This is a genomic window from Desulfonatronum parangueonense, assembly GCF_054656975.1.
The window spans coordinates 3,886,212-3,903,207 of record NZ_BAAHXH010000003.1 but is presented as its reverse complement, the minus strand read 5'-3'; the positions used below and the strand labels follow the sequence as shown (position 1 = coordinate 3,903,207).

Here is a 16,996-nt window from a genome sequence, read left to right as displayed (position 1 = left end):
CCGACCCTGGCACCGGATAAACGCAGCATTTCCAGGCAGGCCAGCAGACCAACGGGGCGTGACCAGAGGTTATGGGCGGCAAAGTCGTAAATCCAGGGATTGATTCCCAGAAAGTACGGTTGATCAGGAAGGTTTTCGAGTGTGGAAATTGGGAAGCTCAGGGGGTGTCGCGCTCCAGATAGCGGCCCATGCCGATCCTGGTCACCACGGCCGGGATATTTTCCTGTTTCTGAAATTGATCGGCACGGAGCTGAGCCTGTTCCTTGTCCGCGGCCGAATCAATGAAAACAACAAACCACGTAGATCCCAGATGCAGAATTTCCGCTATGCCGGCTGGATAGCCCTTGACGGCATAACGCTCACGCAGGACCTTGGCCTTGCCCTGATCCATAAACGCTCCGATCTGGGCGATATAAGTGGCGGACTGATCAACATCCTGAACTTCTTTTGTCCCGGCATGCGCATCACCGCTTCCTGGTCCAGGGGCGGACGGCACCGCGGAACGAAATACTGCAAAAACTTCTGAATCGCGGGCAGCCCCCCCGACAAGAGCTGGCATGGTTACGTCGCTTCCGGCCGCCCCCACTCCCCGATCCAGCGAGCGCAGATACTCAGAGACCATGGCCGCTTCCGGACTGTCCTGGGGCACGGCGACCAGAACCCGTTCCAGCCAAAGCCGAGCGTCTCTGGTCTTGCCGACAAGGAGGAGATATTCGGCCAGGGTGAGCATCAGGCGGGTATTGTTCAAATCCGCTGCAACCCCGCGTTCCAGGATCTCGACGGCCTTGTCGAGATCCCCCTGGCCGGCTTCAAGTTCCGCTGCCAGAAGGTAAGCTCTCCCGAACCGCCAGTTCAGTTCCAGGGTCAGATCGACATACCGCCTGGCCTTGATCGGATCATTTTGTTCCATGGACAGCAGCGCCAGGTTCAATGCGGCAATTTCGGGGGTGTGGTAGGTGGGAACGCTCAGGGCTCGGGTGAATGCCGCTTCGGCGTCCTTGAAGTTGTCGACGGCAAGATACGCCAGACCCAGGTTGTTCCAGGCTTCGGCGTGGTCGGGATCAAGAGCGACGGCCGTTTGGTATGCCGTCACGGCATCCTCCCTGTGGCCAAGCAGGAAATACGTATAGCCCAGCACGAAGTGGTATCGCGGCATGGCCCCGGCCGCGGCCCGGATTCTTGTCAATTCCTGCAGGCTCAGTCTTGGCTCCGCATTGCGCAGATACGCTTCGGCCAAATCCAAACGGATCATCACTTCCCGCGGGTTGATATGCTCAACTCCATTGCTTCCCCGCGGACTACTCCCGGCGCAACCGAGCAGTTGCAGCCAAACAAGAAACACCAGAGTGACGGCCACAATCCAGATGGACCGCGACCGGTTCCGCGTCATTGCCGGATGTGATGAAGTCAGGGCAACGCAATGATCCGCCGGCCGCGGACCATGAGCGGATCCGCTTTGGCTCATCTCGCCAGGACATCCGGCGGAAGAGGCCTTGAGGATGCAAAAGAACCGGACAAGGCGAGTCCCTGCAAGAAAACGTGCAAACTGTCGTATAGCCGACCTCAGATGACCTTGTTCAGGGAGTATTCGATGATGCCCTCGGCACCCAGGCCGACCAGATCCGGAATCAGGTCCCGGACCACACTCTCCTCGACCACGATTTCCACGGAAAGCCAGTCGCTGTTCAGGAGATGGGCCACGGTCGGAGACGTCAGGCTGGGCAGAACGGACATGACCTGTTCCACCTTGCTCTGGGGAACGTTCATTTTTAGGCCCACCAGTTTCTCGGCTCTGAGCGCCCCCTTGAGCAGCATGTCGATCTGTTCGATCTTGGCCCGCTTGACCGGGTTGGCCCAGGCCGTCTTGTTCGCGATCAGCTGGGTGTTGGTCTGCATCATTTCGGCAATGATGCGCAGGCCATGGGCCTTGATGGTCGAGCCGGTCTCGGTGACTTCGACAATGGCGTCAGCCAGGCCTTCGACGACCTTGGCCTCTGTGGCGCCCCAGGAAAATTCTACATCCACCGGAATGCCCGCGTTCTGAAAATATCTCCTGGTGAAGTTAACCAGTTCCGTGGAAATCTTTTTGCCGGCCAAATCTTCCGGACGACGATAGGGCGAATCGCCGGCCACGGCCAGAATCCAGCGCGCCGGACGGGAACTGACCTTTGAATAGACCAGGTCCGAAACCACATGCACATCGGACTCGTACTCCATGACCCAGTCCTTGCCGGTCAATCCGGCGTCCAGCGTGCCGGCTTCCACGTAACGGGCCATTTCCTGGGCCCGGCAAATGCTGCAATTGATGGCCGGGTCATTGATCTCCGGAAAGTAATTGCGGGAATGCAGGTGAATCTTCCACCCGGAACGGGCGAAGAGGTTGATGGTGGCATCCTGCAGTGAACCTTTGGGGATGCCCAGCTTGAGCTGGTTGTCTGGTGTCGGCATCTATTTATAAACCTCCTTGGGATCAAAAATAATCGGCGCGCAGATTTTCCACTCGCCCTCGTCCATGGACCGGAAAAAACATGTCCGGTACCCCTCGTGGCAGGCTGCTCCACCGATCTGTTCCACAAGCAGCAAAACCGTGTCCGCATCACAGTCCAGGCGGACCGAACGAACCTTCTGCACATGGCCGGACGTACCGCCCTTGTGCCACAGCTTATTCCGGGAACGGCTGTAAAAATGCGCATCCCCCGTGGCCAGGGTCCGTTCCCAGGCCTCCTTGTTCATATAGGCCAGCATCAATACTTCCAGGCTGGCAACGTCCTGGACCACGACAGGCACCAACCCGCCGCACTTTTCAAAATCAGGTTTCACACTATAACTCCGTTGGGGATGATTGACGTACTGCCAAAGGGATGATTTGAAGGTAATTTATTCAGCACATACGCTGCATAACCATTCTTCAGCACAGGATTCCGGCTTTCGCCGGAATGACGAATCGGAGCAAAGCCTTTCCACGTTAGTCATACCGGCGAAGGCCGATATCCAGATCATTTTTTTGGCTCTGCTGAGTAGTTACATTTGCAGCATGTTGTCCGAGAAGCACGCAATGTACAAGCGGTTACATCACTGACTTGCATCACAAACTTGCATCACTGACTTGCGTCAATGCTTGTGCATTCCGCTCGCAACTGGCCACAGGCGGCAGAAATATCTTGCCCTTTGCTTTTGCGCAAGGTTGCCGGCAGCCCCTTGGATTTCAGAAAATTCTCGAAATCCAGCACTCGGTTCGGGTCCGGGGCCGTGTACGGCAAGCCCGGCCCGGGATGAAAGGCGATCAGGTTGATCTTCGCCTTGACCTTGTTCAGCAGGCGAACCAGATCACGGGCGTGGCCCAGGCTGTCGTTCACCTCACCCAGCAGCACGTACTCGATGGTGATCTTTTGTCGTGGCTGCAGTGGATAGTACGAAAGCTCGGAGATCAGATCATCCAGGGGAAAGCGGGCGGCCTTGGGCATGATCCGGGAGCGCAGTTCCTGGGTCGGGGCGTGCAGGGACACGGCCAGGGAGGCCAGCCCCCAGGAGCCGAGTTCGCGCAGACCGCCCGGAAGACCGACAGTGGACACGGTGATCCGGCGCTTGGAGAAGTCCAGGCCAAGGGGATGATGCAGCGACTCCAGGGCACGGCGCAAATTCACCCGGTTCAGCAAAGGCTCGCCCATGCCCATGAACACGAGATTTCGTAGCGACAGTTCCGTGTCCAGGCCTGCCACATGTTCCTGAGCCACCAGCACCTGAGCCAAAATCTCGCCCATGGTCAGGTTGCGAAGCAAACCCATCCGTCCCGTGGCGCAGAACGTGCACCCCAAACTGCACCCCACCTGGGAGGAGAGGCAAAGCGTGTAGTGGGTCTTTTCCGGAATGAGGACGGTTTCAATGCGCTGGCCGTCCCGCAAAGTCAGCAGAAATTTGGTCGTGCCGTCCCGGCTGTGCTGAACCTGATCCACATCCGGCCAGACGATCACCGCGTCTTCGGCAAGACGCGAACGCAGATCCTTGGACACGTTGGACATCAAGGCGAAATCACGCACCCGCTTCTGCCACAGCCACTGCCAGATCTGCTGCGCCCGGAAGGGTGCTTCCCCCATCTCGGCGCAGAACCTTTCCAGTTCAGGGAGGGTAAAATCGAGAAGATCAGGTTTCAAGAGAGCTTGCGGCAAGGTTGGGGGCAACCGTCATTGCAACTTTTCCTTGGACCGGTAGTTGCGGACAAACTCCACGGCCTCAGGCACCGATGTCACGTCCCCGGCAATCTGAGCCTGGAGCAGGGCTTCACGGATCAGACCCACCGCCGGACCGGGATTGATTTCGGCAAAGTCCATGATTTCATGACCGTTGAGCAGGGGCTCCAGGGCTTCTTCCGGAATCGCCGCCCGCTCCAGCATCTTCATGTTGTGGTTGAATTCCTTGTAGGCACCGTTGCGGGCCTTGATGTCCGCCCGGGCGATTTCAATCAGGCGTGGATAATCGTGCAGCGCGGTGAACCGGCGGATGCCGCGGTCCGTGAGCATGAAATGAAAGCGCATGTGATGGCGCACCAGATGGCAGACCTTGTCGATTTCCTCCGGGGAGAAACGCAGTCGTCCGAGAATCTTTCGGGTCACCTTGGCGCCCACCCGGTGATGCTGATAGAAAGTCCACTGGTTGCCCACATACTCCGCGGTAAACAGCTTGCCCACATCATGGAACAGACAGGCCAGGGTCCCGTACCAGTCATAGGGCAGTTCCTCAGGATAGCGGCGCATCAACTCCAGGGTGTGATCCAGGACGATCTCCTCGCCTTCGTCCGGATTCTTGACCTGCTTGACCCGGCTCAATGCGGCGATTTCAGGGATCAGGCCGTCCAGGATGGTGCTTTCATGAAGCAGCTTCACGAAATGCCACATGTTTTCCGCTTCCACCTTGCGCCATTCATCCATGATGTCCGAAACCGAAACATAGTCCAGGACACGCCGGGCCGCCCGCACAATGGCCATCCAGGAATTGGGCTCCACGGGCAGCTGAAAATTGGCCGCGAACCGCAACGCACGCACGCCGCGCAGATAGTTCTGCTTCAGGGTTTCATCCGGAATGCCCTGAAAACGGATTTCGCCACTGCCGACATCCGCGAAGCCGTCATACAGTTCCTTGGCTTTGGGCATGTACGGGCAGGCCAACTGCAGCGGAAGGCCGCCTTCGGTCTTTTCCAGGGCCTTGATCATCCCCGGGGTGAACTTGGCCACTCCCTCCTCGGGATGTGAGCCGTCCTCGGAGTCCGCGGGATAGACCCGGATCAGGACGTCGCCTTCCTTCAGCGTGCCGGTATACTCCGCCGTGGTGGCCGGTTCGAAAAGAGGGAATATCTTGCTCAGATCCTCGAAATCAGCCTCGGAGCAGATATCCACTTCACGTTCGCCGTTTCCTTGCAAAATTTTTTCCTGCAAGCGGGCATTGATCACATACGCGTCAAACCCGTTGCGCATGATGGCCTTGCAGATGCTTACGGCATCTTTCAAAGGTTGAGACATGAATACTCCTGTATTTATTCGAGAGCGTCGTGAAAGAGAATGTTTCCGGAGATGCAATGCGCACGGACGCGCCCAGGCAGGACCTGGCCCAGGCAGGGAGTGTTCTTGCCCCGGGAATACAGGCTTTGGGCGCTCACGGTCCACTTCTGATCCGGATTGAACAGAATGAAGTCCGCCGGGTCTCCCGGAGAAAAACGGTTTGCGGGCAAAGAGAAGATTTCCGCGGGCCGATAAGACCAGAGCCGGCACAGATCCTGAACGGAAAGCACCCCGTCGCGGACCAGGGTCCAGCACAGGGACAGCGCCGTATCCAGGCCGCTGATGCCGTTGGGGGCCTCGTCCAGGGGCGTCTCCTTCTCATGGTCGGCATGGGGGGCATGATCCGTGACCAGAATGTCGATCACTCCTTCCCGCACTGCCTGGCGCAGGGACTGGACATCGTCGCTGGTGCGCAGCGGCGGGTTGACCTTGGCCAGGGTGTTGTACCCCTGCATCATTTCCTCGGTCCAAAGCAGATAATGGGGACAAGTCTCCGCGGTTACCCGGACGCCCCGACTCTTGGCCCAGGCAATCAATTCCACGGACTGGCGGCAGCTGATGTGCGCCAGATGAATCGGAAGATCCAGGTATTCCGCCAGCAGGATGTCCCTGGCCACCTGCAGGCTTTCCGCGACCACAGGCTGGCCCTTGAGTCCGAGCAGGCCGCTGATCCGGCCTTCGTTCATGGATGCGCCCTCGGCCAGGGCCGGGTCCTCGCAATGATCGATCACGACCAGGCCCAGGTCGGAAGCATATTCCACGGCCCGGCGAAAGATGTCCGGGTTGGCGACGGGCATGCCGTCATTGGAAAACGCAACGCAGCCTGCTTCGGCCAGTTCAGCCAGGGGCGCCAGTTCCAGACCCGCAAGAGATTTGGTCAAGGCGCCGACTGGGTGCAACCGGGGTCCGTGGGGATGTGTCAAGACGGCCTTGTTACGCATGAAGTCGGTCACCGCAGCCGTGTCGTTAACCGGGCTGGTATTGGCCATGGCCAATACGGCGCTGAATCCTCCCCGGGCCGCGGCCGCCAGACCGGAGGCGATGTCTTCCTTGTATTCGTATCCCGGCTCACGCAGATGCACGTGGGCGTCGATCAACCCCGGAAGCAGCAGCGTCCCGCTCCCATCCAGCTCCACGCCGCCGGAAGACGGCTCGCCGGACAAGGCGATTCGCTGCACCTTGCCCTCACTGATCCAGAGGCTGACCAGTTCATCCCGAAAAAGAACGTTGCGTACGACAAGATCCGGTCCGGGCATGCTAGGCCTCCTGAAGCCGAGGGGGTTGGGGTTGTTGCTCGTCCCTGGAATATTGGTCCTTGCGGGTCAGAAAAAGGAACAGCAGGGCCATGCGCGTGGCAACGCCGGCCGAAACCTGATCCAGAATCAGGCTGTTTTCTGCGTCCGCCAGAGCGGCTTCGATTTCCAGGCCTCGATTCATGGGACCGGGATGCATGATCAGAACCCCGGGGTTGGCCTGTTGCAAATGCCGCGCACCCAGTCCGAACGTGCGGGCATATTCGCGCAGATCCGGCAGCAGGCCGGCCTTTTGCCGCTCCAACTGCAGACGCAGGCAGATCACGGCGTCCACGCCTCGGCAGGCTGTGGAGAGATCCGAAAAAATTTCCACGGGCCACCCCCGTACGGCAGCCGGAAGCAGAGTGCGCGGCGCGCAGATCCGGACATTGACGCCCAGCGCGTTGAACAACAGCACGTCGGAGCGGGCCACCCGGCTATGGGCGATATCGCCCACAATGAGGACTGTTTTCCCGGCCATCTCGTCTCCCCAGACCTCGCTCAGGGCAAATCCGTCCAGAAGGGCCTGGGTGGGATGCGCATGCCAGCCGTCCCCCGCGTTGATCACCGAACAGGAAAGGCGCTTGGCCAGAAACTCGGAAGCCCCGCTTTGATGGTGGCGCAACACCAGCGCATCCGGGTGCATGGCCTCCAACGTCAGAGCCGAGTCCTTGAGATTCTCCCCTTTTTTCAAACTGCTGGAAGAAGCAGCCAGTGAATAGGTGTCCGCGGAAAGGCGTTTTCCGGCGATGTCGAAGGATGTCTTGGTGCGCGTGCTTGGCTCGACAAAAAAAAGGATCACGCTCTTGCCTTTCAGCGTCGGCACTTTTTTAACCGGTCGGGAATTGATCTCGGCAAACCGGCGAGCCATCTCGAAAACATGCAGAATTTCCGCCTTGGACAGTTGCGATATGCAGAGCAGATCCTTGTGGGGCCAAAGCATAGGAATACCGTATGATGAAATTGTTGATGGTTTGAAAGTTGAAATCTTAAGGACGACATGGGTGCCGGAGCATTCGTCAAGGTGCGAGTCAGTCTTAGCCGAAAACGCCGCCGTATTCCAGTAATATTTATTCAGCCGTATCCATTCAGCAAATTCGCACCCTGCGACGGACTCCTGATCACGCTTGCCGGGAACAATTGGCCACTTGCCTTTCCCACGTCGCCTGGTTGTTGTCATTCCCTTTTTTCAGGGGTATTTTGAAAAGATCAGTCTGAGGTTATGCTGTCGGACTCATGTTTACGGATGTTGACGCTCTCGCTCTTATTCCGATTCTCCCTTCCAACCCATCCAGGTTACAGCACAATGTATCGTTATCTCGACCAACTGTTTGAAAAAAACAACATCCCCACGATCACCGCGCCCAACGAGTCGCTTTTCCAACATAAGTATCATTTTTTCAAGCAGCTCCTCAGCCACAACAACAAGGCTTTGCAGCTGATCAACAATTTGGAAAATCTGCTGTTCGTTCCTCAGCCGTTTACCTTCGACGAAGTCCTTTGCCAGTGCGAGGAACTGGTGGGCGTGGTATATGAACTGGCTGAAGACCTCAATGCTCTCTCCCAGGGCAAATATCCCGGCCTGTTCAGCTCATCGGAAAAGATCGGCATCCAGGTGTTGCGCGGCCTGTCCAGGCAGCGCAAGTTGGAGCGATCCTGTCTTGTACTGCCCCTGGTCGGCTTGAGCCATGAGAACCAGAGCCGGGTCGGGGGCAAGGCCGCCAATCTGGGCGAGGTTTCCAACCGGGCCGGCCTGCCGACTCCCCGGGGGTTCGTGGTTACGGCCTATGCCTGTCATCACTTTCTGCGCTCATCGAATCTTTACGACGTCATCCGGAGTGAGCTCAAGGGAGTGGACATCCAGGACACCGACCATCTGGAAGCCGCCTGTCACAGGATTCAGAACACGATTTTGAACGCGGCTCTGCCCGAGGATCTGGAATCCCGCATCTACTACGAAGCCAGGGAGATGGCTTCCGAGCTTGGACCGGAAACCCGAATGGCCGTCCGCAGCAGCGCCACGGGGGAAGATTCGGAATCTTCTTTTGCCGGGCAGCACTCCACGGTGTTGAATGTGACCGCCGACACCATCCTCGACGCCTACAAGGAAGTCGTGGCCAGCATGTACACCCCCCGGGCTGTTTTCTACCGTCGCAGCGTGGGGTATCGCGACCAGGACATGCAGATGTGCGTGCTCTGTCTGAATATGGTCGACGCCCGGGCCAGCGGGGTTATGTACACCCAGGATCCCAACAAGCCAGGAGAGCGCAAGCTGATCATCAGTGCGGCATGGGGCCTCGGAGTGAGCGTCGTGGACGGTTCCATGCCCACGGATATGTGGCAGGTAACGTCACCTGGAGACATCGAAACCGTCACCGTGCGCAAGACGAAACGCATCGTGATGAATCCCGCCGGAGGACTCCATGAGGTTCCGGTCGATCTTCACCTTCAGTATCAGCCCTGCCTGGGCGAGGATGCCGTTGCCAAGCTTGCCGAATACGGCATTCTTCTGGAAAAACATTACAAGCTCCCCTTGGACATCGAATGGGCCATGGATCAGGCAGGGAAAATCTTCATCCTCCAGGCCCGCCCCCTGAATCTGCACCTGTCCGAGGAAGAACACTCTGTTCCTGATTCCGGTGAAGAAGGCTACGCCGGCCATGAACTGCTCTTGCAGGGCGGCTCCACCGCCTCCACCGGAACGGCAAGCGGCTTGGCCTTTGTCCTGAAGAGCGAGCACAACCTCTCGGCCGTGCCGCAAGGAGCCATTCTCGTCACCACGCAAACATCCCCGATGTATGTTTCCCTGATGAGCAAGGTTCACGGAATCATCACAGATGTCGGCAGCGTGGCCGGTCATATGGCTTCCGTGGCCCGGGAATTCGGCATACCGACCCTGGTGGGCACGGATAATGCCACCAGCGTGCTGCCCCACGGCGAAGAGATCACGTTGGACGCCACGCGCAGGGCCGTCTATTCAGGGAGAGTCATGGCCGTGATTCGGACCAAGCCGCGGGTGAACCTGATGAAGGGGAGTCCCCTGTTTCGACTTGTCAAGGAGACGCTGCAGAAAGTCGTCCCGCTGAACCTGATCGACCCCAAGCGAGACGACTTCACCCCGGAAGGATGCCTGACCCTGCATGACATTGTGCGGTTCGCCCATGAAAAGGCCATGTCCGAGATGTTTTGCATCGGCGAGGATATTCAGGAAGACGCGTGCCTGGCAGTCAGGCTGCAAACCACATTGCCGTTGAATACCTTTATCCTGGATCTTGGAGGTGGTTTCAGGCACCAACCCAAAGAGGCCGTCACGGACCAGGAGGGAATTGCCTCCAAACCGTTTGCAGCGCTGCTCAAAGGCATGACCCATCCCGGGGTTCGCTGGGAAAGGCGGATCGATGTGGAACCAACCGGTTCCTCCGCAAGCAGCCGTGTAACAATTCCCAATGATCCGGCTCGCGACACTTCCAGGGGCGGACCAAATTACGCCATCATTTCAGATGACTACCTGAACTATAGTGCCCGTCTGGGCTACCATTTCGTGACCATCGACGCCTATTGCGGCGAACATGTGAACGACAACTACATCGCGTTCCAGTTCAAGGGCGGGGCCGCGGACATCTCCCGCCGCACCCGGCGGGCTCTGATGATCTCCACAATCCTGAAACGCTTGGGACTGCGGGTCGAGCACAAGGGAGACATGGTTCGCGGCGAGATCAAAAAATACGACTGTCCAAGGATGGTAGAAAAGCTTCAATTCATCGGCCGACTGCTGGGATCAGTCCGCCTGCTGGACATGGTGCTCACCGACGAAGCCCAGATCCCCTGGTATGTTGAGCAGTTTTTCAAGGGCAATTATACTTTTGAGCAGTGACGGCCGGTCCTTGGATTGCCGCAGTATCACATCTTTGACTGAGCCAAGATGCACATGAACCCATACGTTCAAAATGCTGATGAGATCCTAAGCCCGACGAGAAAAGAAGAACTGCAATGTCATTGGCTCTCATTCTGCTGATTGCCATGCTTCCGGATCTCATCGGCGAGTTGCCTGACCGACACACCCTCAAAGAAATGTTTTCGTTCAGCCGTGTAATCCCCGCTCCCGGTTCGAAATTGGCTTAAAAAACGCAACGTGTCAGCAACTCCCATATGCTTGATCAGCACGCTTGTGGCACGAGAATTAATCTGATTTATCGATTGAATTGTTGTCATGGCATGAGCTCCTGAATGAGTTCAAAAATGGAAACCACCTGGCAGGATAGGCCTCCCAACTGTTTGCCTTTGTGTAAAAGCTTATCGTCACATGTCACAAAAAAATTCACATTCGCTGATGAAGCCAAAGCAACGTGTAAAGCATCCATTGCTTGAATACCTGTGGTTTCGATTTTTTCAGCAAAAGCGATAACCTGATCAGAGCAAGAAGTTTGTTTTCTGGCCAAATCCAGAATCTTCATGGCCTGTTCACGCCGTTCTTGATTTGGAATCCGTGTTGTTTCGAAATCCAGTGCATCAGAACGAACGAGTTGAATTTCATCCGCCTCCACAGCACTCAGAACAGCTAAAACAGCTTCCGTCTCCACACGAATTCTGGGTTGGGTCTGATCATCAAATGGTCGTTGCAAACAACAAGCGTCAAGATAAATGTACATGATTTCTCATCTTTCAATTAGCGCCTTTTCATACTCTAGTTCCAAAACTTCAATCGTTCCGGATCAGATCATCATCTTCCCCCGAAATTCCTCCCATGACTTCACTCCAAGTTCTTCCAGCAATCCCGGCAGTTGCGATGCTATGCGGAAGGCCATGTCCGGACGCAGGAAATTGGCCGTGCCGATTTGCACGGCCCAGGCGCCGACCAGGATGTATTCCAGGACGTCTTCCGCTGAAGCGATTCCTCCCAGTCCGATGATCGGCAAATTGACAGCCCGGCTGACCTGGTAGACGCAGCGCAGCCCCACGGGCTTGATGGCCGGACCGGACAGTCCGCCGATGATGTTGGCCAGACGCGGCTTGCGGGTGCGGATGTCCACGGCCATGCCGGAGAGGGTATTGATCAGCGCCAGGGCGTCGGCCCCGGCGTCGGCCGCGGCCTTGGCAATGGCAGTGATGTCCGTGACATTTGGCGACAGTTTGACGATCACCGGCTTCCCCCCGGCTTTGGCCTTCACCGCCGCGGTGACCCGGGCGGCCTGGCTGGGGTCCTGGCCGAACAGCACCCCTCCGGCCTGAACATTGGGGCAGGAAATGTTCACTTCCAGGGCCGCGATGCCTTCCTGGTCGGACAGGTATTCGGCCAGCCGGGCGAAATCGTCGGCATCACAGGCGTACAGGTTCGCGATGACCGGTACTTCGGCCCAGGGCAGCAAGGGCAATTTGTCCTCCACGAACCGTCGCACTCCGACATTCTGCAAACCAATGGCATTGAGCATCCCGCAGGGCGTTTCCGCGATACGCGGCATGGGATTGCCCGTTCGGGGCTCCCAGGACAACCCTTTGACCACGATTCCACCCAGGGCCGTCAGGTCGCCATACGGGGCAAACTCCAATCCGTAACCAAAGGTTCCGGAAGCGGTCAGAATCGGATTCTTCAAATCCAGCCCGGCGCAATTCACACTGAGATTCATGGTTTCACCCGATCAATGACGGTCTGTTCAAGTTGCACGTCTTCCGCCCGGAAGACCGGCCCCTGGGTGCATACCTTCACGGGCAGTTCCTGTCCGGCGACATTGGTCACGCAGCCCAGACAGGCACCGATGCCGCAGGCCATGCGGTTCTCCAGGGACAACTGCGTCCTGGCTCGATGATGCAGGGCCATGGCCTGCACCGCACGCAAAAACGGAAGTGGGCCGCAGGCGAGGATCAAGCCGTTCTTGCGTGCATATTCCGCTATTCGGCTCTCCAGATCCCGCACAAAACAGGCAATATCCTCCTCGCATCTCTGCCGGGCGGTATCCCGGGCAACGCTTTCCGGCAACAGATGCAACGGATACCCCGAAACCGACGGGCGGTGTCCGAGCAGCAGGAAAAGGAGATCCGGCTGGGGATGAGCCCAGGCATATCCGATAAACGGCGCCAGCCCGATGCCTCCAGCCAGGAGCAGGGTGGGGGTATCCGGTTCCAATGAAAATGCATTGCCCAGCGGTCCCCAGACAATGACCTGTTCACCGGGTTCGAGTTTGGTCATGGCCCGCGTGCCCTTGCCGACCACCTGAAAAAAAATCCGCAAGATGCCGTTACCGGCCATGCATATGGAAAACGGCCTGGCCCAGAGCGGCTCAAAAGACCAGGAAACAGGCCGGATCATCACGAACTGACCGGGTTGCCACCCTGTTCCTTCGCGAAAAGTCGCGGGCAATTGCAGATCCAGCAGCCAGAGGGAATTCTCCAGGTCATGCGAGCAATCGGTCCGCGTCAGGGCAACCACCGCTGTTTCGATGCAGCCTGGTTCCGGTGAAATCTCTGTGGCGGTGTGTTCGGTAGGGATGAGTTCAGACATAGGAAAATTTGATGTAAAATGTTCTATGAGAATGTAATGCGGCAGTAATGTTTCTGAACAATGCTCGGAATCACATACGCACCTGTCGAACCTTACGAAAAAGCAGCCGAACTGACCAGAGGCGAGTCCCTGTCAATCCGCCTTCAGATGCCATGTCCGCGGGCATCAAGGGACGCAGCCAGTGAATATTGGCGCCCGTGGACACATCCAATCATGGTTCAAACCTCTGATCTCCCGGCACGGGCCTGCCTTGACCGGAAACAACCATGCCGTACTTTTTCTTGATATCGAGTCGCATGGAGCCGAAACCGGACAACGAGACATATCCACTCACAACTGAATCTGGATGCCTCAAATGCAGCATGATTCCTTGGGGGACAATGCATGAATCAAAGCCGATCACAGCACCAGCCTGAGCATAAATCAGAACCCTTTAGACCCATCATCGGAGCAATGCACTGCCATGACGTGCTGTTCGCGCACTGGCCGTTACCCCCCGAAAAAATACGCCCGCTCATCCCGACGGAACTGCAGTTGGATACCCATGACGGCCAAGCCTGGTTTGGGGTTGTGGCCATGCGCATCACCGGCATGCGCCCGCGGTTTATGCCGTCCTTTCTCGGCCTGAGGTATTCCGCGGTGAATGTGCGCACCTATGTCCGTCATTCGGGAAAGCCGGGAGTCTGGTTCTTCAGCCTGGATATCGACAGCCGGCTGTCCCTTTTGGCGGCTAGAACATGGTACGGCCTGCCCTACTACAAGGCTCATTTCGAACTCCGAAAACAGGGCCAGGTCCACCATTTCGACTGCACCCGCACACACCGGGGAGCCTCTGAAGCCAGGTTGCGCTTCGACTATACCCCTGTCGGCGACGTTTTCCGAAGCGAGCCCGGCTCACTGACGCACTGGCTCACGGAGCGATACCGTCTCTCAACGGTCAGCCCCCAGGGAAAGCTCGGTTTCGGCGACATCCATCATGAACCCTGGCCGCTTCAGGAAGCCGAGGCAACGTTTCAGATCAATACCATGGGCAACCAGATCGGTTTGAAGCTCCCCCTGGATGCAACCTTGCTGCATTACTCACGCGAACGTGAAATGCTGATTCAATCCATGGATTTCAGCGAACAATCCCAGCCTAAACTTGCCTTGTAGACGCGTCTCCTGTGGTCGCACGGTTCATGATTGCATTCGAGATGATGCTCATCGCCAAAACACACGGAGGAACCAATGCCCTTCCTGGGTGCGCATATGCCCGCTTCAGGCGGTCTGCATCTTGTTTTTGACCGCATTTCAGCTGTTGGAGGTGACGCATTGCAACTGTTCACCCGCAACCAGCGCCAATGGGCCGGCCCTTCCATCACGGATGCCGAGGCCAAGGCCTTTGCCGCGGCCTGGAAGCAATGGGGCCGCAAGCATGTCTTCTCCCATGCCTCCTATCTGATCAATTTGGCGTCTCCTGACGAAACATTACGGCGCAAATCAGCCTTCGCCCTGGCGCGGGAGTTCATCCGCTGCGCCCGGCTGAACATTCCCTGGGTGGTGCTCCATCCCGGATCCCATAAGGGCGCGGGGAGGAATGCGGGATGCATTCGCGCGGCAGCATGCCTGGATATGGCTTTTGAAGAGGCAGGAGACCAGGCAGGAAAAGTCGGCCTTCTTTTGGAGAATACCGCCGGAGCCGGGACCGCGCTCGGTGCGGATCCCGAAGATTTGGCGGAAATCATTTCCGCATCAAAACACCCTCAGCATCTGGGGATCTGCTGGGACACGTGTCATGGCTTCGCCGCCGGCCATGACCCTCGCCATCAGGATTCCTGGGGCGAGGTCACAACGCGCCTGGACGCAACTGTCGGCCTTTCACGGCTCAAACTGCTGCACCTCAACGACAGCAAGACTGAACTGGGCAGCCGCCGGGATCGTCACGAACATATCGGACAGGGCAAGATTGGATTTCCAGGATTTTCAACCATCCTCAACGATCCGCTGCTGGCGCATCTGCCCATGGTCCTGGAAACGCCCAAGGGTCCTGATCTGGCTGAAGACATTGAAAATCTGAATGTACTGCGGGGATTGTTGAAGGCCGATCAGGGCGAAATTCGGTAACTGCTCAAAAAGGTCGGGCACGACTGCGCGTTACCATGAAGCTGGATTCCCGCCTTCGCGGGAATGACTTCAATGGGAACGCTTTTCCAAGCACGTCATGCCCGCGAAGGCGGGCATCCACACCATGCTTGCCACTGGTAATTGAGCAGTTACGAAAATTCGTAAAAGAGCGGAAAAGCCCTGATCAGCGGCTCAGTTCTTCGGCATCCACATCGCCGAGAATGCCCAATGGGCGGATGATCTCTTCGATGATCCGCTCCACGGTCCGCTCGTGACAAAAGGGATCGGAGGCACGGTGAACATCGACCAGTTTTTGCGCCAATTCCCTGCCCCTGGCATACGCAGCGGTTCGAACCCGCTCCACTTCTCCCCAATCCCCGGACCGGGTGAATTCCGGGAAAATGCGGAAGATATCCATGAACAGCAATTTGGAAAGTGGACGCATCATGGCCAGATACAGGCCAAGTGAAGATTTGCTGTCCCCTGAGGCCATGAAGGCCAGAAGGCCCCGAGGGTGGGTGTCGGCCAGAAGATCCTTGACCGCTCGAATGAAAACCTCAGCCAGGGTCTGGCAGGTGTTGGCCACCATTTGATGCCAGACTTCGCCGGGAAAGGCGTCCTCCGCGGCCTCGCCGATTTCATGATGCACCCATATCCGAAGTTCTTCATGCACCATCCGCTCATAATTGCTTTGGAAATCAGCGGGACGCCGCAGAAGTTCCCGAGAATCCAGGCCATAGCCGGCCAGGGCGAAATCCAAAGCCGGGCGCACCGAGGGGCGCTGCTCCTGGACCACGTCCCAAATGAGTGAGGCCATGGCCTGGCGCCGGGCAATTATCCGGTCGCCTTGACGCATCACCGGTGTCACGAAAATATCCCGGCACAATTCCTGTTCCACGGTATAGACATTGAGACCATTGATCACGGTCTCTTCCACCGGCAACGCCAGAAAAAAACTGGGCTTCATCCCGAGAACATAGCCGGCGCCGTAGAGACAGCCCAGGGCGGCGCATCGGCTGTTCACTTCTTCGACCTCGAAAGGAGCGATGCAATCATCGTCCACTTCAAGCGCCTTGCACTCCAGCCCCTCCAGTTCCGCCCATAATTCTTCCCGCTGCTCCACCCATTCCAGAATCAACCCATGCTCAGGTTCTTCCCAGGGAGCCAGCCCGGATTCCCACTTGTACAGGTCGCGCATGCGCAGCAGCAGTCCGCACAAGGAAAATGATCCGCTGAAATTGGCATCTGAGATATGACAATTATGTTGCACTTGCGACTGCAACAACTGGAGATCGAAATTGGACATATTTTTTCTGCCTGACAATTCACTCGGCGTGAGCCGGAAAACATGGTGATGCCGCCATTGAGCGGGCTTTATGCGAACAAGGGAGTTTGCGAGGCCTTGAAATCAAGGCAAGCCGAACCTCAGCTGCGTAGTGATGACAAAAGGTATGATGCGATCAGAAGCATGGCAACCAGTGGCGCGCGGAAGTTTGAACCCTGGGGGGGACCAGGAGAACAATCACCATGAAGGGTGGCATTGAAGACCTTAC

General features: G+C 57.3%; 15 protein-coding genes. 3 read left to right on the top strand and 12 right to left on the bottom strand.

Translation table 11 applies throughout. From position 1 onward, the window contains the following. Nucleotides 1-157: 157 nt before the first annotated feature. From ACYQ15_RS17510 to ACYQ15_RS17480, 7 genes are all read right to left on the bottom strand, one after another. Nucleotides 158-1,465, bottom strand: a complete 1,308-nt coding sequence (locus ACYQ15_RS17510; protein ID WP_459938785.1) for an SPOR domain-containing protein — start codon at nucleotides 1,463-1,465, stop codon at nucleotides 158-160. 98 nt (nucleotides 1,466-1,563) lie between these two features. Continuing rightward, nucleotides 1,564-2,448 carry an ATP phosphoribosyltransferase gene (hisG, locus tag ACYQ15_RS17505; protein WP_459938784.1) on the bottom strand — a complete coding sequence of 295 codons (885 nt, stop codon included), beginning with the start codon at nucleotides 2,446-2,448 and terminating at the stop codon, nucleotides 1,564-1,566. After that, nucleotides 2,449-2,820: a phosphoribosyl-AMP cyclohydrolase gene (gene hisI, locus ACYQ15_RS17500; protein WP_459938783.1), complete on the bottom strand. Its 372-nt coding sequence runs from the start codon at nucleotides 2,818-2,820 to the stop codon at nucleotides 2,449-2,451. A 278-nt stretch (nucleotides 2,821-3,098) separates the two neighbouring features. Beyond that, nucleotides 3,099-4,151, bottom strand: a complete 1,053-nt coding sequence (gene rlmN / locus ACYQ15_RS17495) for a dual-specificity RNA methyltransferase RlmN (RefSeq protein WP_459938782.1) — start codon at nucleotides 4,149-4,151, stop codon at nucleotides 3,099-3,101. Nucleotides 4,152-4,181: 30 nt separating this feature from the next. After that, nucleotides 4,182-5,513, bottom strand: a complete 1,332-nt coding sequence (locus ACYQ15_RS17490) for an HD domain-containing protein (RefSeq protein ID WP_459938781.1) — start codon at nucleotides 5,511-5,513, stop codon at nucleotides 4,182-4,184. Between the two features lie 14 nt (nucleotides 5,514-5,527). After that, nucleotides 5,528-6,808 carry a dihydroorotase gene (locus tag ACYQ15_RS17485; RefSeq protein WP_459938780.1) on the bottom strand — a complete coding sequence of 427 codons (1,281 nt, stop codon included), beginning with the start codon at nucleotides 6,806-6,808 and terminating at the stop codon, nucleotides 5,528-5,530. Nucleotide 6,809: 1 nt separating this feature from the next. Continuing rightward, entirely contained in the window at nucleotides 6,810-7,787 is a 978-nt protein-coding gene (locus ACYQ15_RS17480; RefSeq protein WP_459938779.1) for an aspartate carbamoyltransferase catalytic subunit, read from the bottom strand. 363 nt (nucleotides 7,788-8,150) lie between these two features. On the opposite strand from ACYQ15_RS17480, the gene ACYQ15_RS17475 reads away from it, so the two are divergent. Then, complete coding sequence (locus ACYQ15_RS17475) at nucleotides 8,151-10,718, top strand: PEP/pyruvate-binding domain-containing protein (RefSeq protein ID WP_459938778.1); 2,568 nt, start codon at nucleotides 8,151-8,153, stop codon at nucleotides 10,716-10,718. Nucleotides 10,719-10,837: 119 nt separating this feature from the next. On the opposite strand, the gene ACYQ15_RS17470 is transcribed toward ACYQ15_RS17475, so the two are convergent. The 4 genes from ACYQ15_RS17470 to ACYQ15_RS17455 all read right to left on the bottom strand — a co-directional run bounded on the left by ACYQ15_RS17470 (nucleotide 10,838) and on the right by ACYQ15_RS17455 (nucleotide 13,340). Beyond that, nucleotides 10,838-11,056 (bottom strand): hypothetical protein, encoded by a 219-nt coding sequence (locus tag ACYQ15_RS17470; protein WP_459938777.1) that lies wholly within the window; start codon nucleotides 11,054-11,056, stop codon nucleotides 10,838-10,840. Beyond that, the gene (locus ACYQ15_RS17465; protein ID WP_459938776.1) at nucleotides 11,053-11,493 is read right to left on the bottom strand and encodes a PIN domain-containing protein; all 441 of its coding nucleotides are present in this window, start codon (nucleotides 11,491-11,493) and stop codon (nucleotides 11,053-11,055) included. Before ACYQ15_RS17465 ends, ACYQ15_RS17470 begins: the two co-directional genes overlap by 4 nt. A 63-nt stretch (nucleotides 11,494-11,556) precedes the next feature. After that, nucleotides 11,557-12,468, bottom strand: coding sequence for a dihydroorotate dehydrogenase (locus ACYQ15_RS17460; protein ID WP_459938775.1), 912 nt, complete (start codon nucleotides 12,466-12,468; stop codon nucleotides 11,557-11,559). Then, on the bottom strand, nucleotides 12,465-13,340 hold the full coding sequence (locus ACYQ15_RS17455) for an iron-sulfur cluster-binding protein (protein WP_459938774.1): 876 nt from the start codon (nucleotides 13,338-13,340) through the stop codon (nucleotides 12,465-12,467). Before ACYQ15_RS17455 ends, ACYQ15_RS17460 begins: the two co-directional genes overlap by 4 nt. 384 nt (nucleotides 13,341-13,724) lie before the next feature. Here ACYQ15_RS17455 and ACYQ15_RS17450 point away from each other — a divergent pair, with 384 nt between their 5' ends. After that, nucleotides 13,725-14,492, top strand: coding sequence for a YqjF family protein (locus ACYQ15_RS17450; protein WP_459938773.1), 768 nt, complete (start codon nucleotides 13,725-13,727; stop codon nucleotides 14,490-14,492). Between the two features lie 75 nt (nucleotides 14,493-14,567). Further along, nucleotides 14,568-15,443, top strand: a complete 876-nt coding sequence (locus ACYQ15_RS17445) for a deoxyribonuclease IV (protein ID WP_459938772.1) — start codon at nucleotides 14,568-14,570, stop codon at nucleotides 15,441-15,443. Nucleotides 15,444-15,627: 184 nt separating this feature from the next. Here ACYQ15_RS17445 and ACYQ15_RS17440 read toward each other — a convergent pair whose 3' ends face one another. Next, nucleotides 15,628-16,749, bottom strand: a complete 1,122-nt coding sequence (locus ACYQ15_RS17440; RefSeq protein ID WP_459938771.1) for an Sfum_1244 family protein — start codon at nucleotides 16,747-16,749, stop codon at nucleotides 15,628-15,630. Nucleotides 16,750-16,996 lie beyond the last annotated feature (247 nt).

Bases quoted from the DNA above. Each gene is read 5' to 3' on its own strand.
- ACYQ15_RS17510 (WP_459938785.1), bottom strand. From the start codon at position 1,465: ATGAGCCAAAGCGGATCCGCTCATGGTCCGCGGCCGGCGGATCATTGC.
- hisG (WP_459938784.1), bottom strand. From the start codon at position 2,448: ATGCCGACACCAGACAACCAGCTCAAGCTGGGCATCCCCAAAGGTTCA.
- ACYQ15_RS17490 (WP_459938781.1), bottom strand. From the start codon at position 5,513: ATGTCTCAACCTTTGAAAGATGCCGTAAGCATCTGCAAGGCCATCATG.
- ACYQ15_RS17485 (WP_459938780.1), bottom strand. From the start codon at position 6,808: ATGCCCGGACCGGATCTTGTCGTACGCAACGTTCTTTTTCGGGATGAA.
- ACYQ15_RS17480 (WP_459938779.1), bottom strand. From the start codon at position 7,787: ATGCTTTGGCCCCACAAGGATCTGCTCTGCATATCGCAACTGTCCAAG.
- ACYQ15_RS17475 (WP_459938778.1), top strand. From the start codon at position 8,151: ATGTATCGTTATCTCGACCAACTGTTTGAAAAAAACAACATCCCCACG.
- ACYQ15_RS17470 (WP_459938777.1), bottom strand. From the start codon at position 11,056: ATGACAACAATTCAATCGATAAATCAGATTAATTCTCGTGCCACAAGC.
- ACYQ15_RS17465 (WP_459938776.1), bottom strand. From the start codon at position 11,493: ATGTACATTTATCTTGACGCTTGTTGTTTGCAACGACCATTTGATGAT.
- ACYQ15_RS17460 (WP_459938775.1), bottom strand. From the start codon at position 12,468: ATGAATCTCAGTGTGAATTGCGCCGGGCTGGATTTGAAGAATCCGATT.
- ACYQ15_RS17455 (WP_459938774.1), bottom strand. From the start codon at position 13,340: ATGTCTGAACTCATCCCTACCGAACACACCGCCACAGAGATTTCACCG.
- ACYQ15_RS17450 (WP_459938773.1), top strand. From the start codon at position 13,725: ATGAATCAAAGCCGATCACAGCACCAGCCTGAGCATAAATCAGAACCC.
- ACYQ15_RS17445 (WP_459938772.1), top strand. From the start codon at position 14,568: ATGCCCTTCCTGGGTGCGCATATGCCCGCTTCAGGCGGTCTGCATCTT.
- ACYQ15_RS17440 (WP_459938771.1), bottom strand. From the start codon at position 16,749: ATGTCCAATTTCGATCTCCAGTTGTTGCAGTCGCAAGTGCAACATAAT.